This window comes from Nocardia lijiangensis NBRC 108240, assembly GCF_001613045.1.
Taxonomy (GTDB): domain Bacteria; phylum Actinomycetota; class Actinomycetes; order Mycobacteriales; family Mycobacteriaceae; genus Nocardia; species Nocardia lijiangensis.
The window spans coordinates 24,815-39,933 of the sequence record NZ_BDBP01000036.1 but is presented as its reverse complement, the minus strand read 5'-3'; the positions used below and the strand labels follow the sequence as shown (position 1 = coordinate 39,933).

General features: G+C 67.1%; 15 protein-coding genes. 8 read left to right on the top strand and 7 right to left on the bottom strand.

Annotated elements, in window-relative coordinates:
• Nucleotides 1-79 precede the first annotated feature (79 nt).
• A complete protein-coding gene (locus NL1_RS14465) occupies nt 80-829 on the top strand; it encodes an SDR family NAD(P)-dependent oxidoreductase (RefSeq protein WP_067839382.1) in 750 nt (249 codons plus the stop codon).
• Nucleotides 830-880: 51 nt separating this feature from the next.
• The gene (locus NL1_RS14460) at nt 881-1,234 is read left to right on the top strand and encodes a DUF1801 domain-containing protein (protein WP_067839379.1); all 354 of its coding nucleotides are present in this window, start codon (nt 881-883) and stop codon (nt 1,232-1,234) included.
• A gap of 162 nt (nt 1,235-1,396) precedes the next feature.
• Here the strand turns inward: NL1_RS14460 and NL1_RS14455 are convergent, their stop codons facing one another.
• On the bottom strand, nt 1,397-1,966 hold the full coding sequence (locus NL1_RS14455; protein ID WP_245673273.1) for a TetR/AcrR family transcriptional regulator: 570 nt from the start codon (nt 1,964-1,966) through the stop codon (nt 1,397-1,399).
• A gap of 102 nt (nt 1,967-2,068) precedes the next feature.
• On the opposite strand from NL1_RS14455, the gene NL1_RS14450 reads away from it, so the two are divergent.
• A complete protein-coding gene (locus NL1_RS14450) occupies nt 2,069-2,905 on the top strand; it encodes a class I SAM-dependent methyltransferase (RefSeq protein WP_156094847.1) in 837 nt (278 codons plus the stop codon).
• A 744-nt stretch (nt 2,906-3,649) separates the two neighbouring features.
• On the opposite strand, the gene NL1_RS37535 is transcribed toward NL1_RS14450, so the two are convergent.
• Nucleotides 3,650-3,877 (bottom strand): hypothetical protein, encoded by a 228-nt coding sequence (locus NL1_RS37535; RefSeq protein WP_067839371.1) that lies wholly within the window; start codon nt 3,875-3,877, stop codon nt 3,650-3,652.
• 172 nt (nt 3,878-4,049) lie between these two features.
• Between NL1_RS37535 and NL1_RS37530 the strand changes: the two genes are divergently transcribed.
• The gene (locus NL1_RS37530) at nt 4,050-4,370 is read left to right on the top strand and encodes a hypothetical protein (protein ID WP_067839369.1); all 321 of its coding nucleotides are present in this window, start codon (nt 4,050-4,052) and stop codon (nt 4,368-4,370) included.
• 222 nt (nt 4,371-4,592) lie between these two features.
• Here the strand turns inward: NL1_RS37530 and NL1_RS14435 are convergent, their stop codons facing one another.
• On the bottom strand, nt 4,593-6,077 hold the full coding sequence (locus NL1_RS14435) for a DUF1254 domain-containing protein (RefSeq protein ID WP_067839366.1): 1,485 nt from the start codon (nt 6,075-6,077) through the stop codon (nt 4,593-4,595).
• A gap of 63 nt (nt 6,078-6,140) precedes the next feature.
• Nucleotides 6,141-6,734 (bottom strand): winged helix-turn-helix transcriptional regulator, encoded by a 594-nt coding sequence (locus NL1_RS14430; protein ID WP_067839363.1) that lies wholly within the window; start codon nt 6,732-6,734, stop codon nt 6,141-6,143.
• 92 nt (nt 6,735-6,826) lie between these two features.
• Between NL1_RS14430 and NL1_RS14425 the strand changes: the two genes are divergently transcribed.
• A complete protein-coding gene (locus NL1_RS14425; protein ID WP_067839536.1) occupies nt 6,827-8,038 on the top strand; it encodes a pyridoxal phosphate-dependent aminotransferase in 1,212 nt (403 codons plus the stop codon).
• A 57-nt stretch (nt 8,039-8,095) separates the two neighbouring features.
• Here the strand turns inward: NL1_RS14425 and NL1_RS14420 are convergent, their stop codons facing one another.
• Complete coding sequence (locus NL1_RS14420) at nt 8,096-8,374, bottom strand: hypothetical protein (protein ID WP_067839360.1); 279 nt, start codon at nt 8,372-8,374, stop codon at nt 8,096-8,098.
• Between the two features lie 281 nt (nt 8,375-8,655).
• Between NL1_RS14420 and NL1_RS14415 the strand changes: the two genes are divergently transcribed.
• Nucleotides 8,656-9,861: a site-specific integrase gene (locus tag NL1_RS14415; RefSeq protein WP_067839357.1), complete on the top strand. Its 1,206-nt coding sequence runs from the start codon at nt 8,656-8,658 to the stop codon at nt 9,859-9,861.
• A gap of 14 nt (nt 9,862-9,875) precedes the next feature.
• On the opposite strand, the gene NL1_RS14410 is transcribed toward NL1_RS14415, so the two are convergent.
• Together NL1_RS14410 and NL1_RS14405 are read right to left on the bottom strand one after the other, a co-directional pair.
• Nucleotides 9,876-11,354: an FAD-dependent oxidoreductase gene (locus NL1_RS14410; RefSeq protein ID WP_067839354.1), complete on the bottom strand. Its 1,479-nt coding sequence runs from the start codon at nt 11,352-11,354 to the stop codon at nt 9,876-9,878.
• A complete protein-coding gene (locus NL1_RS14405; protein WP_067839351.1) occupies nt 11,341-11,853 on the bottom strand; it encodes a hypothetical protein in 513 nt (170 codons plus the stop codon). The genes NL1_RS14410 and NL1_RS14405 overlap by 14 nt, the downstream gene beginning before the upstream one ends.
• A gap of 135 nt (nt 11,854-11,988) precedes the next feature.
• On the opposite strand from NL1_RS14405, the gene NL1_RS14400 reads away from it, so the two are divergent.
• Together NL1_RS14400 and NL1_RS14395 are read left to right on the top strand one after the other, a co-directional pair.
• The gene (locus NL1_RS14400; protein ID WP_162272730.1) at nt 11,989-12,891 is read left to right on the top strand and encodes a LysR family transcriptional regulator; all 903 of its coding nucleotides are present in this window, start codon (nt 11,989-11,991) and stop codon (nt 12,889-12,891) included.
• Between the two features lie 738 nt (nt 12,892-13,629).
• Complete coding sequence (locus NL1_RS14395; protein WP_067839345.1) at nt 13,630-15,081, top strand: amidase; 1,452 nt, start codon at nt 13,630-13,632, stop codon at nt 15,079-15,081.
• The last annotated feature ends 38 nt before the right edge of the window (nt 15,082-15,119 follow it).

Below are 15,119 nucleotides of genomic sequence, written 5' to 3'. Positions count from 1 at the left end.
GCCGGTAATCCGACCGATGCGCTCGCCGATACCGTCGCAATAACTTCACTCCTACAGGGCTGACCAACAGGAGAGAAACATGTTGCTCGAAGACAAGACCGCAGTAATCTACGGCGCCGGAGGCTCCATCGGCTCCGCGATGGCCGAAGGCTTCGCCGCCGAAGGAGCGAACTGCTTCCTCGTCGGCCGCACCGCCGCCACGCTCGACGCCGTCGCCGACAAGATCCGGGCCGGCGGAGGTCGCGCCGAAACCGCCGTAGTCGATGTGTTCGACGCGACCGCGGTCGCCGATCACGCCGATGCCGTGGTGGAAAAGACCGGCAGCCTGGACATCTCGGTCAACGTGATCTCCCAGACGGCGATCTTCCAGCCGCTCATCGAGATCTCCGTCCCCGACTTCGCCGAATCGATGTCGCGGCTCGTCACCTCCCAGCTGCTGACCACGAAGGCCGCCGCCGGCCACATGATCGACCAGAAATCCGGCGTCATCCTGTTCTTCGGCGGATCCGACCGCGTCAACAAATCCCCCGGACTCGGCAATGTCCAGATCGGATTCGACACCGTCGAAGCACTCCGGCGACAGTGGGCCTGCGAGCTCGGCCCGCACGGTGTCCGGGTGGTGACGCTGTTGACCGGCGGCATCCCCGAATCCTTCCCCGACATCCCGGAAATGGCGGCTGTCCGCCAAAGCCTGCACGACGCAATGCTTCTCGGACGTGCGGCCGCACTCGCCGACGTCGGGAACGTCGCCGCCTTCGTCGCCTCCGACCGTGGACGCACGCTGACCTCGACCCAGGTCAACATCTCCTGCGGGGCCGTCGGGGACTGACGCACAGCTGCTGGGCCCGACCTATCCCGCATCGAACAAAGGAATGACACCATGGACAACAAGGTCACCGACTACATCGCCGGACAGCCCTCGTGGCAAGCCGGGTTGTGCGAGAAGCTGCGCCAGATGATCCACGACACGCTTCCCGGCGTCGAGGAACGCCTGCTTTACGGCAAGCCCCACTACCTGCTCGACGGCGACTACGCCGCGGTCATCTCCGTCTCGAAGGGCAAGGTGTCGTTCATGGTGTTCAACGCCACGGACATTCCCGAGGTCAAGGGGTTCCTACGGTCTCTCGGCAACGGTGAACGCAAAGCCGTCACCTTCGCCGAAGGCCAAGCCGTCGACTACACCGAGTTGTCGGAACTCTTGGCCAGAACCACGACGAAGCTCCGATCGACGTAGCAACGACAACGCAGCAGGCCATCGCCTCCGCCGAAATAGTCTGTGACGGAGGCGAACAAGGCCGCGACACCTCGCCCAGGCTGGCGGCACCGGGAACCGCTACGCACCCCGCAATCACAACCGCTGAGGACCACCGACCCGCTCACCTTGAATACCGTCGGGCTACACATCAGCGATGTGCTGGTCGAGGACGGCACGAATCGTTGTCCGATCGATCGCTCCATGCGGGGTAACGGCATCCAGCGACAAGCCGGAAATGAGGGCGGCCAAGTGAATGGCTTCCTGGGCGGGGTCGGCCACCCCCGCCGCGGCCAGCCCTTCGGTGAGTACCTGGTGCAGATCCGATGCCATCTGCCGGACGACGGGTTCGAATGCAGGCGTTATCCGGGACGCGGCGATGACCTCCATGAGAACGATCGCTTCTCGATGCCTCTCATCGTCCAAGGGAACCAGCTCTTCGACCACCGCGAGCAGGTGACGTTTCGCCGCCTCGCGGTCGCCCTCCCCAGGTGCGGGGTGGCGGGTGAGGCGCCGCCCCATGCGGTCTCCCACTTCGGTTACCACGGCGACGCCCAGCGACTCGTGGTCGGCGAAGTAATGGCGCACCGATCCGACATTCAGGCCGGCCTCCGCGGCGACCTTCCGGAAGGTCGCCGCGGCAAGACCTCCGATGACGACCAGCCGCAGGGCGGCATCGACGATCCGACGCCGCCTCTCGTCAGCATCAACCATGACAGGCACCGAGACAGTCTAGAAAACCCGTACGCCCTTGTATCACAGGCGTGATAGAAAAGCTCCCGTCCGCGGACCCGACCCTGACGAAAAGGACTGTCGATGTATGACGCCGGAGCCATTGCCGCCAACCGGGCGAATTGGGACGACCGAGCCGAGATCCACGCCCGCTCGCAGATGTACGACGTCGACGGCTTCCTGGCCGCTCCCACCAGCATCTCCTCGGTTGTACGGAACGACCTGGCGGTGTTGGCTGCTCACCTGCCGGAATCCGGCGTCCAGGAACGGTCGCTGCTGCACCTTCAGTGCCATATCGGCACGGACACCATCTCCTGGGCACGGCTCGGCGCAGTCGATGTCCACGGACTCGACCTATCACCCAACTCCTTGCGGCACGCCGCCCAGTTCGCACGGGCCGACGACCGCGACATCACGTGGGTCGAAGGCGATGCACGGTTCGCCTCGGCGCTGATCGACCGTCGCTTCGACATCATTGTCACCAGCGCCGGAACCATCGTGTGGTTGCCCGAACTCACCTCTTGGGCCCAATCGATCCATGACCTGCTCGAACCGGGCGGAGTGTTCCTGATCCGTGACGACCATCCGATTCTGGGCGCAATGGCCTTCGAGCCCTGGGAGATCACCGACGACTACCTCGGTGACGGTGGCAGCCGCGCCTACGACGATTCAGGTAGTTACACCGAGAATTCGGCCGGGCAGATCGAACACGTCGTAGTTTACGAGTGGCGCCACGCCTTGAGCGAAGTCGTTGGTGCGCTGTTGCAAGCCGGGCTCCGGATCGAAGCGTTCAGCGAGCTGCCCTACATGGATTGGCGTGCCTTCCCCGATCTCGTACCCTGTCCACAAGGATGGGCGCTTCCCTCCGCGGCTCCTCGGATCCCCCTGAACTTCGCCGTCGTGGCCAGGCGCCCAGGCTGACGTCGCCGCTTCTTTACGCGTCGCGGTCCGAGTGGATCCGTACGTGATCACCGCGATGGATCGACGGCCACCTGCCGACCAGCCAACCGTGCCGCCCGACGCAGAGCACGATCAGTGGGCGCGAATTCTCGTGCCAGGCTTGGTCGTTCAGGCCGTTGTCGGCAATAGGCACAGCCTGGGTCAGCACAGGCGCTTTCCCGCCACTGGTCGCACGCCGCGCACAGCGCCGCGTCGTATCGGTCGCTGTAGTCCGTTCGAGAACCACACCGCAGGCACGATGCGACGCCGAGCCGAAGAGCCGAGGGGCGCTTACGCGGCATCTCCTTCGCCAGGACTCAACATCCCCGCAACCACCACGGTTCGGACGGATCGGCATCGGGGTCCGCGATCGTTCGAGAGTAGTAGAGCTCGTCGAGCGGCTGCACCCGTCGTTCGAGTTCCCGCGACGCGCTCTGCGGCATCCCGCGCAGGGCCTCCTCGAGCAGCTTTCTCGGATGGGCGTCGAAGGGGCAGCACTGTTCTATTCCGCAACCCCGCACCTCCGGATCCCTCAGCCTGCGCGCTGGACCGTGAACAGTGTTGACCCAACGCGTCATTGCCTCGGCGATAGCTCCCGGCCAGAGGCGTAGGTTCTCGAGCACGGCGATCTCGCGCTGTGTGCGGGCCGAGATCCCGGGAGCTACCTTCCTGCCCTTGCCCGAGCGGGATCCGCGCGGAAGGCTCGCGCGCACCTGGCTCGGCCGTCTACGTGCCATAGGTCTGCTGGTCGAGCGGGAGCGGCATCCGTTCCGGTGGCAGGACCCGCGCGACGGCACAGACGTTCGCGGCCAAGTCTGCGGGAAATGCAGGAAGAAGGGCCAATTCGAGTGCACTGAGGGTGGTCTGGTCATCGGCGTCGCCGGAAACCAGCCACTCACCGGGGATCACCGGCAGGGGCGCGGGGCGCCCTTTCCACGAGAGAACATCACGCACCCACCGTATAGGACACCCACTCCATCGAGCCAGCGCCTCACGGCGCAAACCGAAACTGCTTCAAGCGGGGGTGGGCTCGGAGTCGATCGCCGAAGGGCATTCACGACGCTCCCGACACCGATACGATCCGTCGAAGACTCTTGTACCCGCAGAGCAGATCGGCAGCACCACAATGATTCTCGCCACCGCTTTCGACGTTCTGGCGCAAGTCGGCAACCCCACTCCCGAGCCGCCGCCCGAGTCGGAAAAGTACCTGATGCTCGTCCGGTACTTGACCTGGTTGGCCGTCATCGGGGTGATCGCGCTGGTGGTGATCGGTATCCCGCTGATCGTCGTGCTGGTGACCCGCCGGTCCAACCGTGGTGTACCGGGCGGGCCGGGCGGAGCGCCAGGTTACGGTGGCCCGCACCAGCCGAGGCCGGGTGGTCCTGGTGGCGGCGGTCCGGCGGGCGGCGGGCACTACGGCCCCGGTGGCGGTGGTCCAGGCGTGTGAGTGCCGGTCCGGCGATTCGCCGTGACGGAAAGTCGTCGATATCCAACTCGACCAGCGCATCAGCACTCATCGAATGCTTCTCATCGCACTCGACTATGCGAGTGATACTGGGCGCAAACACCTTTGACCGTACGGGCAGGCAGGTGTGTCGACGCTCAGCGCCGATTGACACCGACTCACCCGGTGACGAGCTCCGATTCCGTTCCGGCCGACCAACATCCATCACTGCATAGAGCGGATGACGTCGGGGAACTGGTAGGTGTTGTCCAGGATGGCGGAGGTGGGGACGTAGGCGCGGATGATGAGGCAGAACTGGCCGTCGGGGGCAGGTAGCCAGTTCGCGCGCGCGGCGGGATCGTCGGGTTCGTCGTGCGAGAGGTACAGGGTGAGTGTGCCGTCGTGGATTTCGAGATCGCCGGCGTCGAGGTCGACGGTGCCGATGTTGACCCGGCCACTGGGGGAATCGGCGAGCATGAAGGCGTCCTTGTCGTACATGGTCAGCGACCAGAATCCGCCACGGCTTCGGTCGACCGGAGGTAAGTCGTTGCGGGCGAAGGTCATCGTGTAGTGCTCACGCCCGTTCAGCAGGGAGCCGTCGCTGTCGGTGCCGCGGATGAGGTAGACCGCTTCGTGAAAGTCGTTGACGTAGATGTAGATCACGGCGGCCAAGGCGCGACCGAACCAGTCGCTGCGCCACCGGCCCGCACCGGGTTGGCGTTGCCAGCCGTTTCCGGCGTCCTGCCCGACCTGGGTGTAGGTGGCCGCTTGATGGAGGGCGACGTCGGCACGTAGCGCGGCGTGGTCGAGGAGGGCGCGGTAGGCGGCGTCGGAACGGTGCAGCGCGACGAGAGCGCGCGCTTGGTCGGCCATGGGGATGTCGGCATCGCTCATGCGCGGATTGAAGTCGAGCATCCTGCCGAGGTCGGACCAGAACGATTCCGGTTTCACCCACTGAGGTCGGCCTGCGTCGGGATCGGCGGCGAGCATCTCCGCCGTGATCCCCGGCGGGAAGATCGCGGTCTTGGCGGCGTCTTCGTATCCGAACGATCGCTGGCCAGGCCGGTTCTCGGCCAACGGGTACATGCCGATCTGATCCAGGACCACGCGGGCCTGTCGCTGGGATTCCTCCGAATGGGCGGCGTAGCTGCGCGGGAACACTCCGGCGACATTGGTCGGCACACGCAGCAGCCCGCGGAACTCCTTGGGCACGTTCCCCGACCAGCCGGGTCCGACGAGCAGGAACTTGCCGCCCGGGGTACCCGAGGCCGAGCCGAGTTGGTGCACGACGTTGGTGAGGACGTCGACGATCTGGATCGTCCAATAGTGCCCGGCCGCAACATCGGTGGGGGTTTGGATCACCGCCGCGTCTTCGGTGAGATCGGCGAACCCTGCGCCGTAGATGGTGTCGTTGTTCGGGGAGACCACCCAGCGCTGGGCCGGGCTCAGGTAGTCGGCGAGCCCACCGGTGAAGTTCTTCGGCGCGCCGGGCAGGATGCCCAGCTGTAGTCCGGCTTTGCCGTCCATGAGCTCCCACATGCTGGTGCGGCCGAAGGTGTCGACGCCGGGATAGGCCCAGTAGTAGACGACGCGCGCCAACGCCTCGACATAGTCCTCGTCGGCCAGCAGTGCGGGTATGCCCGCGGAGCGCGCCAGGTCGGCATGAGCGGGTGTGAATCCACGCACGATGTCCATCAAGTCGCTCGCCATGCCTCGACGATCACTCCTGAGCGTCGCCGACACCTCACCCGATCCGGGTGAACATCGTGCCCGTTATTCGGTCCGGCTCGCCAACTGCCGGGTCGCCGCCTCGGTCAGGGAACGCGTACCCATCACCACCTCGGTGGCGCCTGCCAGGTCGAGGTGGAGTTCGAGGTCAGAGGCTTCGGCGGGACCGTCGTGGTGGCTGATGCCGGTGGCGGTCACGAGGTAGTGGAAGGTGGTCTCGCCGATGTGGACGGTGACGACTCCCTCGGGGATCAGCTCGGCGACCGCGTGGCCCAGCGGCAGGGCGAACCAGTGCGCACGGACGGCGTCGGTGGCGCCGCGTTCCCCCAGTAGCGGTGCGCCCCAAGCCGACAGCGCGGCGAGCACCGGTCGCAGACCGAGGCCCGCCTCGGTGAGTTCGTAGACCGCGGTCGCCGCGCGGGGACCTACGCGGCGGCGGGTGAGGATGCCGTCGCGCTCCAGATCCTTGAGCCGGGCGGCCAGCACGTCGGTGCTGATGCCGGGCAGGTCCGCGAACAGATCGCTGTAGCGGCGGGGACCTGACGACAGTTCGCGGACCACCAGCAGAGTCCACCGGTCACCCACGACATCGAGTGCGCGGCTGACGGTGCAGAAGTGGTCATAGCTTCGGCGTGGCACGATCCCACTGTAACCAATCGCTTGGAAAATCCAAGTGCATACTTGGAAAAACCAAGTAGAGTGTGCGGCAACCGCACTGAGAAGGGATGTTCATGCAGGTCAAGCAGTCGAGCAAGCTCGCGGGCGTGTCGTACGAGATCCGCGGCCCGGTGGCCGAGCACGCCGCGCGGCTGGAAGCCGAAGGCCACCACGTCGTGAAACTGAACACCGGCAACCCGCTGCCGTTCGGTTTCGAAGCACCGGCGGAGCTCCTGCAGGACATCATCCGCACACTGCCCGCCTCGAGCGGCTACTCCTCGTCGAAAGGCCTGCTCTCGGCGCGGCGCGCGGTGGTGCAGTACTACCAAACCCTCGGTCTCGACGAGGTCGACGTCGAGGAGGTGTTCCTCGGCAACGGTGTCTCCGAGCTGATCATGATGGCGATGACGGCGTTGCTGGAGAACGGCGACGAGGTGCTCGTTCCGGCGCCCGACTTCCCGCTGTGGACCGCGGTGACCACGCTCAACGGCGGCAGGCCGGTGCACTACGTGTGCGACGAGTCTTCCGACTGGTACCCCGACGTGGACGATATCGCCGCCAAAATCACCGACCGCACCCGCGCGATCGTGATCATCAACCCGAACAACCCGACCGGCGCGGTATACCCGCCGGAGGTGCTACGCCAGATCCTCGAAGTCGCCCGCCGCCACAACCTGGTGGTGTTCTCCGACGAGATCTACGACAAGATCCACTACGACGACCTCACCCACACCGCGACCGCCGCGCTCGCCCCCGATCTGCTGTGCCTGACCTTCTCCGGACTGTCCAAGGCGTACCGGGCCGCCGGGTTCCGGTCCGGCTGGTTGGTGGTGTCGGGCCCCACCGACCACGCGGAGAACTACCTGGAGGGCCTCACGATGCTCGCCGGTCTGCGTCTGTGCGCGAATGTGCCTGCGCAGCAAGCGATTCAGGCCGCCCTCGGCGGGCATCAGAGCATTCACGACCTCACCTTGCCCGGCGGCAGGCTGCGCGAGCAACGCGACCGCGCCTGGGAAGCGCTCAACGCGATCCCCGGCGTCTCGTGCGTCAAACCCAAGGGCGCGATCTACGCCTTCCCGCGCATCGACCTCGACATGTACCCGATCCACGACGACGAACGTTTCGTGCTGGATCTGCTGCTGCAGGAGAAACTGCACATCGTGCAGGGCACCGGCTTCAACTGGTCGCGCCCCGACCATTTCCGCATCGTCACCCTCCCGCACGCCGACGAACTCGAAGCGATCATCGAACGCATCGGCCGCTTCCTGGCCACCTACCGCCAGTGAGTGTCGCGACGGGCGCGTGAATGTCGAGGTTCCGCAGTCGGATTCGCCAGCGGAAGGTCACACCCGAACGAATCGTTCAGCGAATTGCGACAGTTCGTCGAGTTGCTCGCTCGGGTCCGAGGCGGTGGCGATCACCACGACACGGGTGACGCCCTGCGCGGGGAAGGCGGCGAGCCGTTCGTCGGTCATATCGATGCCGCTCCAGCGGGTGTATTCGAGCGCATCCGGATCCCGCCCGGCTTCCTCGGCCGTCGCGCGCGCCAGTTCCCATTGGATCTTGCGTTCCTGCGGGACCAGTGCACCGCCTGCGAAATATCCGTCGCCACGCAGGCCCACTCGGCGGCCGCCCGGCTCGACCCGCCGACGTGGATGGGCAACGTCGTGGCCGAACCTTGCCGTGCACGACGAAATTCCCGGCCTTCGACAACGCGATGTCAGCCCCGCGCCCGCCGCTTCGCCTCATCGAGGCCTCTGACCTGCCGCCACTGCACACCCGGTACGACGACCGCAACAACGACCGTCCAGGTGCGCGCCCGGCTCGGAGTCGGCGCATAGTCTGGGCCGATGGAATTCGGTCCGCGCCACTCTGTTCGGCACGGGCAGTGAGGAGCCGGGTAGTGGGTGAGCGGGACAGCATCGTGGCCGTGCCGGAGGCGGTGCGCACCGAGTTGCGGCGTGGCGTGCGCAGCGTGCTCGTCGACGCCGCAGCCTTGCATCTGGTGCGCGAACGATTCGACGACGTCCAAGCGGGTTCGCTGCGCCGGTACCTGGAGGCGTCGCAGTCGGCGAACACGCTGCGCGCCTATCGCACCGACTGGATCGCGTGGGCGGGGTGGTGCGCGGCCGAAGGGCGGCAAGCACTTCCGGCCGACGCGCTCGATGTCGCGGTGTATCTGGCGGCCGCCGCCGACGCGCGACGCCCGGAGGGCGAGTGGGCGTTCGGCCCCGCCACCTTGGAGCGCAAGTCGGCCGCGATCGCCGCCGTGCACGCCGCCAACGGGCTGCCCTCCCCCACCCGCTCCGACGTGGTCCGCCTGACCTTGCGCGGAATCCGGCGCACCCGCCGCACCCCGCCCGCCCGGAAGCGTCCCATCCTGCTGCACACCCTCGATCAGCTGCTCGCCGGGCTGCCCGAGCCGGGCTGGCCGACCGAACCCGCCCGCCGCCGCGACGCCCTCGCCTTGCTGATCGGTTTCGCGGGCGCGTTGCGCCGCAGCGAACTCGCGGGTTTGCGGGTCGCCGACATCCGGGTGAGCACGGATCACGCCACCGGCGAACCGATCCTGCTCGTGCACCTGCCGACCAGCAAAACCGATCCCACCGGCGCCGCCGAACAACGGGTCGCGCTACCGCGCGGACAACGCCCCCACACCTGCCCCGTCTGCGCCTACGCCGCCTGGCTTCGGCTGCTCGAACTCCACACGGCCGCAGGTCCTCTCGCGCTCCGCGACCACTGCGCCACCCTCCGTTCGGACAACGAAATCCACCGCTGCCACGGCTTCACCGGCACTCCCCTCGCCGAACACCCCGACCTTCCGCTGTTTCCCACCATCACCCGCCACGGCGGCATCGGCGACCGCCCGATGTCGGGTCGCGCCGTCGCCGAACTCGTGAAACGCTACGCCGCCCGCGCGGGCCTCGACCCGAACCTCTTCTCCGGACACTCTTTACGCGCGGGCTTCGCCACCCAAGCCGCCCTCGGCGGCGCCAGCGACCGCGAAATCATGCGCCAGGGCCGCTGGTCCAACCCCCGCACCGTGCACGGCTACATCCGCACGGCAAACCCGTTGGAAGACAACGCCGTAACCAAACTCGGCCTCTGAAGCGCCGACGCCCATCACGGCACCGGCGCGGGTCCACTGATCCTCGCGGTCCAAGTGCGCCAGGCGGTTTGCCAGCCGTCAGGGCCATTGGCGCGGCTGCTGGGACCGGCCCAGGCGATGTAGCCGTCGGGGCGGACCAGCAGAGCGGGTCCGGGACCGATGCGGCGAGCCTGCGCCACAGTGGTGCCCAGATGCGCGACGTCGTGCTCGCGGATCAGCAGGAAGCCGGGCGTGCGCTGCAGTTCGGTGAGCCGCCCCTCGGCCAGGGGCACCTCCGTGGCGCGGGTGCCCACCAGCGGGTGCTGCCCGCGTCGGCGCGAATAGCGCAGGGTGACACCGGAAAAGCTGCCCGCGACGGCGTCGCGCACCCGGCCGATGCTCAGCACGAGCGGGGCGAGGTGGTTGCGCAGCCAGCGGGCGGGCGGTGGGCCGAGCGTGACCGCACGCATCAACGCACCGCTTTGCCGCAGGACGCGGCGGCCGATGGGGTGCCGCTCGCGGTGATAGGTATCGAGGATGGCCGGATCGGCCCCACCGAGGACGAGATCGAGCTTCCAGGCGAGGTTGGCCGCGTCCTGGATGCCGGTGTTCATGCCCTGCCCACCCATGGGTGAGTGCACGTGGGCGGCGTCCCCGGCGAGGAAGACCCGTCCGTGGCGATAGCGGCGGACTTGGCGTTCGTCGCAGTGGAACCGGGAATGCCAGCCGATCTCGCGGACGCCGACATCGCGTCCCATGGCCTCGGTGAGCACGCGGACGACCTCGCCTTCCTCGACGGGAGCGCTGTCGGGCAGTTGGTGATGACGATCCCAGGTCACCGATCGATACCACCCGGGCCGGGCCGGGCCGTAGGGCGCGAGGAACCCGAAGACGTTCCGGGTGCTGCCCAGGGTGAGCCCGGTGCCCGAGGGCCCGTCGCCGAGCAGGACGTCGGCCAAGACCACGGAGCTGAGCACGGACTTGCCGGGGAATTCGACCCCGAGCAGATCGCGAACTGTGCTGTGGGCGCCGTCGGCTCCCACCACGTACGCCGCCCGCCACGTGGACCGTTCCCCACCGCCCTTGGGCCGGGCCGTGACGGTGACCCCGTCGGTGTCCTGCTCGAGGCCGACGACCTCCGTGCCGCGCACCACGATCGCGCCCTGGTCGCGGGCGTAGTTTTCCAGGGCCTGGTCGACGACGGTCTGCGGAAGGATCATCCCGTACCGGTAGCGGGAGGGCAGATGGGACAGATCCACCGTGGCGCCGGAGAACAACTCGATGCGGTCGGTGGTACCGGCCCCGGCGAGCAGGTCCGCGGCCAAACCGCGACTGTCGAGGAGTTCCAGGGTGCGGGCCATCGTGACGAAGGCCCGGCTGGCGGGATTGATGCTGGGCCAGCGTTCCAGCACGGTGACCGAGCGTCCCGCCCGGGCCAGATCACCCGCGACGGTCATGCCGGTCGGCCCGCCGCCGACCACCAGTACATCGGTGACATGGTCAACGGACGTCATGGCCTGCCTCCGTCGCGATGGCATCGGCGCAGGCGCGCAAGGCATTTCCGGGGTTGACCACGGCGACGGCCGCGAGGTTGCCGGGCACGTCCTGAGCAACGCTGGAGGCGGGGTCCGGGAAGTAACGGCGGATGTCGTCCGGTGTGGCCTCGGCGGAGTAGTTGAAGATGAATCGCGCGCGGGGCAGCGTGGTGTGCACGAGATTCACGATCGACTCGAACAGCGGCGTGTTGCGCGCGGCCAGCCGGACACCGGCGCCGATGAGCACCGCGTCGTACTCCCGGCCGGCCAGCATGCCGCGGATCTTGTCCAGCGCGGTCTCGCCGAAGTCGATCTGACACCCGTCCGCCTCGTATCCGGCCTCCCGCAGCAGTGCGAGATTGTCGTCGTTGGCCTCGCGCAGCTTCTCCCTGGCCAGCCCGGCGAACGCGACGAAATCCGGTGATGCGTAGTCGATGACGTCGGGATGCAATCCGATCTGGATGACGGTGACGGTCATGACGGTGATCCTTTTCGTAGTCCATTTCGGGGTGGGGCAAAGGAGGGCCTCTTCTCACCCCTCCACAATGGCCGTCGCCGGCGTATCGTGTCCAATGATGCTTTCTGCTGTCTGTCATCGCAGATGGAGATAGGAATGGATCTTCGCCAACTGGCGTACTTCGTCGCGGTCGCCGAGGAACGCAGTTTCACGCGCGGTGCCCAGCGTGAGCACATCGTCCAGTCCGCGGCATCGGCCGCCGTGGCCAAGCTGGAACAGGAGTTCGGCACGGCGCTGTTCACCCGCGCGCACCGCACGCTGGAACTCACCACCGCGGGACGTACGCTGCTGGCCCGGGCCCGGAATCTGCTCGCCGAAGCGCAACGGGCTCGCGATGACATCGGCCGTCTCACCGGCGGGCTCAGCGGTACCGTCACGCTGGGCACCCAGCTGTCGACAGGTTCCTTCGACCTGATCGCTGCCCTGAGCACCTTTCAGGCCGAGCACCCCGATGTCGTTGTGCGCCTGCGTCTTTCCGTCGGCCCCCTCGCCGGGCACGCCACCGCGCTGCGCGAGGGCAGGTTCGACCTCATGCTGCTGCCTGTGCCCCTGCACGGTTCCGCGGTCCTCGGCCCGGATCTGGTCATCGACCCAATCGCCCGCCTGCGCCTGGGCCTGGCCTGCCGCGCGGACGATCCCCTTGCCCGCGCGCACCGCGTGACTTGTGCCGACCTTGCCGACCGCCGCTTCATCGACTTCCCCGAAGGATGGGGCAACCGCACCATCGTCGACAGCGTGTTCAGCGAGGCGGGCACCAAGCGCACGGTGGCCCTGGAAGTGGTGGATATCGCCACCGCGCTGACCATGGTCCAGCAGCGTGTCGGGCTCGCGTTCGTCCCCGAAGAGGCCATTCCCGCACGACCCGGCCTCGCCCAGGTCGATCTGGCCACCCCGCCCCAGACAACCGGGCTCGCCGTGGCCGCCTCCCGCAACCACCCGCCCTCTGAAGCGGCCCTCGCCCTGCACCGCACACTGCTCGCGGCCCGGGCGACACCGTGACTGTGACCAACCTTCCGCAGCTGGCGGCGTTCCATGTCGCATGCCGACGAATACCGCACGGACGCAATACCGCTACGTCACCAGCGCTCTAGGATGAAGTGTCCTGTGCTACAGGATATTTCGATAGATCATCGATAGTGTGATGTTGCGGCACCGTCGACGCAATCGCGGAAAACAATGCCGCACAACTGATCTCGATGTGGGTGGCCCCCGAGGCCCGCGGCACCGGCGTGGCCGACCCGTCACAGGAGCCATCTCCCCCGAAATCCGCGCCCGGAATTCGAAATGCGGCTTTCGCTGCCGGCGAACCCCTCGCGCCTGGTGAAGATCGCTGGTCAGCGCAGAAACCACCGAATATCGCAGGACTCGAATACATGCACTTCACCAGTATTTTGGGAATGAATTGCATTTTCCGGCCGTGCACGTGGTCCTCCTGCACCGTGGGCACGTCTCCTGAATTTCTGGGCCGGCACCGATCTCGCCGCACGTCGCCATGACCAGCGTCCGGCCGCACAGCCTGCGGCCGGAGGGGAACACGGTAGCCATTGTGACATCTATCCGGTTGTACGAAACGGCATTTCATGGCCTGCGCCAATCGAGTCGACTCTGCCGACACCGTGACCTGGGATATGACAGAAACGAGTGCCTTAATTTGGACTGAAGGTCACCCGTTCGACTTTCCCGTTTGCGCGAAGCGGCATTTTATGTCCGCTGCGGCAGACCGATACCGTCGAATTCATGGAGTGGAATTTTCGGTCGGCCGAAGAGCTCGCGGCCGCATTGCGTGCCGGTGAAGTAACCTCGGTGGAGCTGACCGACGAAGCGATCGCCCGTATCGAGCGGGACGACAAGGTGATCAACGCGATCTGTGTGCGGACCTTCGACCGTGCGCGGGCCGCCGCGCGCCGCGCCGACCAGGCGCGCGCCCGCGGCGAGGATCGGCCGCTGCTCGGCATTCCGGTGACGGTCAAGGAGTCCTACAACATCGCCGGGCTGCCCACGACCTGGGGCATGCCGCAGCACGCGAACTACGTACCGACCGAGGACGCGGTACAGGTGTCGCGGCTGAATGCCGCCGGCGCGGTGCTGCTCGGAAAGACCAATGTGCCGTTGATGCTGCGAGATATCCAGAGTTTCAACGAGATCTACGGCACCACCAACAATCCGTGGGATCACGGCCGCACGTCAGGTGGGTCGTCCGGCGGTTCGGCGGCGGCCCTGGCGTCCGGATTCGGCGCGCTGTCCATCGGCTCCGACCTCGCCGGATCGCTGCGCACCCCCGCGCATTTCTGCGGCATCTACGCGCACAAGCCGACACTCGGCCTGATGGCATCCCGCGGTATGGTCGCGCCGCCCGCGCCGGCATTGCCGGTCGATCTCGACCTTGCTGTTGTCGGTCCGATGGCGCGTACCGCCCGTGACCTCGCGCTTCTGCTCGACGTGATGGCCGGACCGGACCCGCTGACCCACGGCGTCGCCTACGACGTCGCACCGCCGCCCGCGCGCCACGAACGGCTGGCCGGCTTCCGTGTCCTGATCATCGAGGACCATCCGCTCATTCCGACCGGATCGGCGGTGCGGGCGGGCGTGAACCGGGTCGCCGAGGCGCTCGTCGACGAGGGCGCCCGCGTCGAACGGCACAGCCCGCTGCTGCCTGATCCGACCGAAGCGGCGACGCTTTATATGCAGCTGATGCTGTCGAACGCCGCCGCAGGTCTTTCCCTCGACGTGTACCGACAGCTGCAGACCCAAGCCGCCGCCCTGAGCGCGGACGACTGGAGTCTCGATGCGGCGCGGCTGCGCGGCATGGTGCTCAGCCACCGCGACTGGGTCGAGGCGAACAACCGTCGCGAACTCCACCGCCACGGCTGGCGACAGCTCTTCGCCGAGTTCGATGCCGTGGTGTGCCCCATCACGCCCACTCCCGCCTACCCGCACGACCACAACGGAGGTCTAGAGGACCGGCACATCGACATCGACGGCGTCGAGTACCCGTACTTCGACCAGCTCGTCTGGGCCGGTATGGCCACCATGCCCGGCCTGCCTGCCACCGCCATCCCAGCGGGCCGATCACCCGAGGGCCTGCCGGTGGGAGTGCAGCTCATCGGTCCGATGTTCGAGGACCGCACCCCGCTGCGGCTGGCCGAACTGCTCGAGCAGAAGATCGGCGGCTTCCAGGCACCGAAGTAGGGCGGGCACCGGGAGCGCTCGAACGCCGAATAGCGCAC

Coding starts and splice junctions, on each gene's coding strand:
- NL1_RS14460 (WP_067839379.1), top strand. CDS start 881: ATGGACAACAAGGTCACCGACTACATCGCCGGACAGCCCTCGTGGCAA.
- NL1_RS37530 (WP_067839369.1), top strand. CDS start 4,050: ATGATTCTCGCCACCGCTTTCGACGTTCTGGCGCAAGTCGGCAACCCC.
- NL1_RS14395 (WP_067839345.1), top strand. CDS start 13,630: ATGGAGTGGAATTTTCGGTCGGCCGAAGAGCTCGCGGCCGCATTGCGT.
- NL1_RS14450 (WP_156094847.1), top strand. CDS start 2,069: ATGTATGACGCCGGAGCCATTGCCGCCAACCGGGCGAATTGGGACGAC.
- NL1_RS14465 (WP_067839382.1), top strand. CDS start 80: ATGTTGCTCGAAGACAAGACCGCAGTAATCTACGGCGCCGGAGGCTCC.
- NL1_RS14425 (WP_067839536.1), top strand. CDS start 6,827: ATGCAGGTCAAGCAGTCGAGCAAGCTCGCGGGCGTGTCGTACGAGATC.
- NL1_RS14455 (WP_245673273.1), bottom strand. CDS start 1,966: ATGGTTGATGCTGACGAGAGGCGGCGTCGGATCGTCGATGCCGCCCTG.
- NL1_RS14435 (WP_067839366.1), bottom strand. CDS start 6,077: ATGGCGAGCGACTTGATGGACATCGTGCGTGGATTCACACCCGCTCAT.
- NL1_RS14400 (WP_162272730.1), top strand. CDS start 11,989: ATGGATCTTCGCCAACTGGCGTACTTCGTCGCGGTCGCCGAGGAACGC.
- NL1_RS14405 (WP_067839351.1), bottom strand. CDS start 11,853: ATGACCGTCACCGTCATCCAGATCGGATTGCATCCCGACGTCATCGAC.
- NL1_RS14410 (WP_067839354.1), bottom strand. CDS start 11,354: ATGACGTCCGTTGACCATGTCACCGATGTACTGGTGGTCGGCGGCGGG.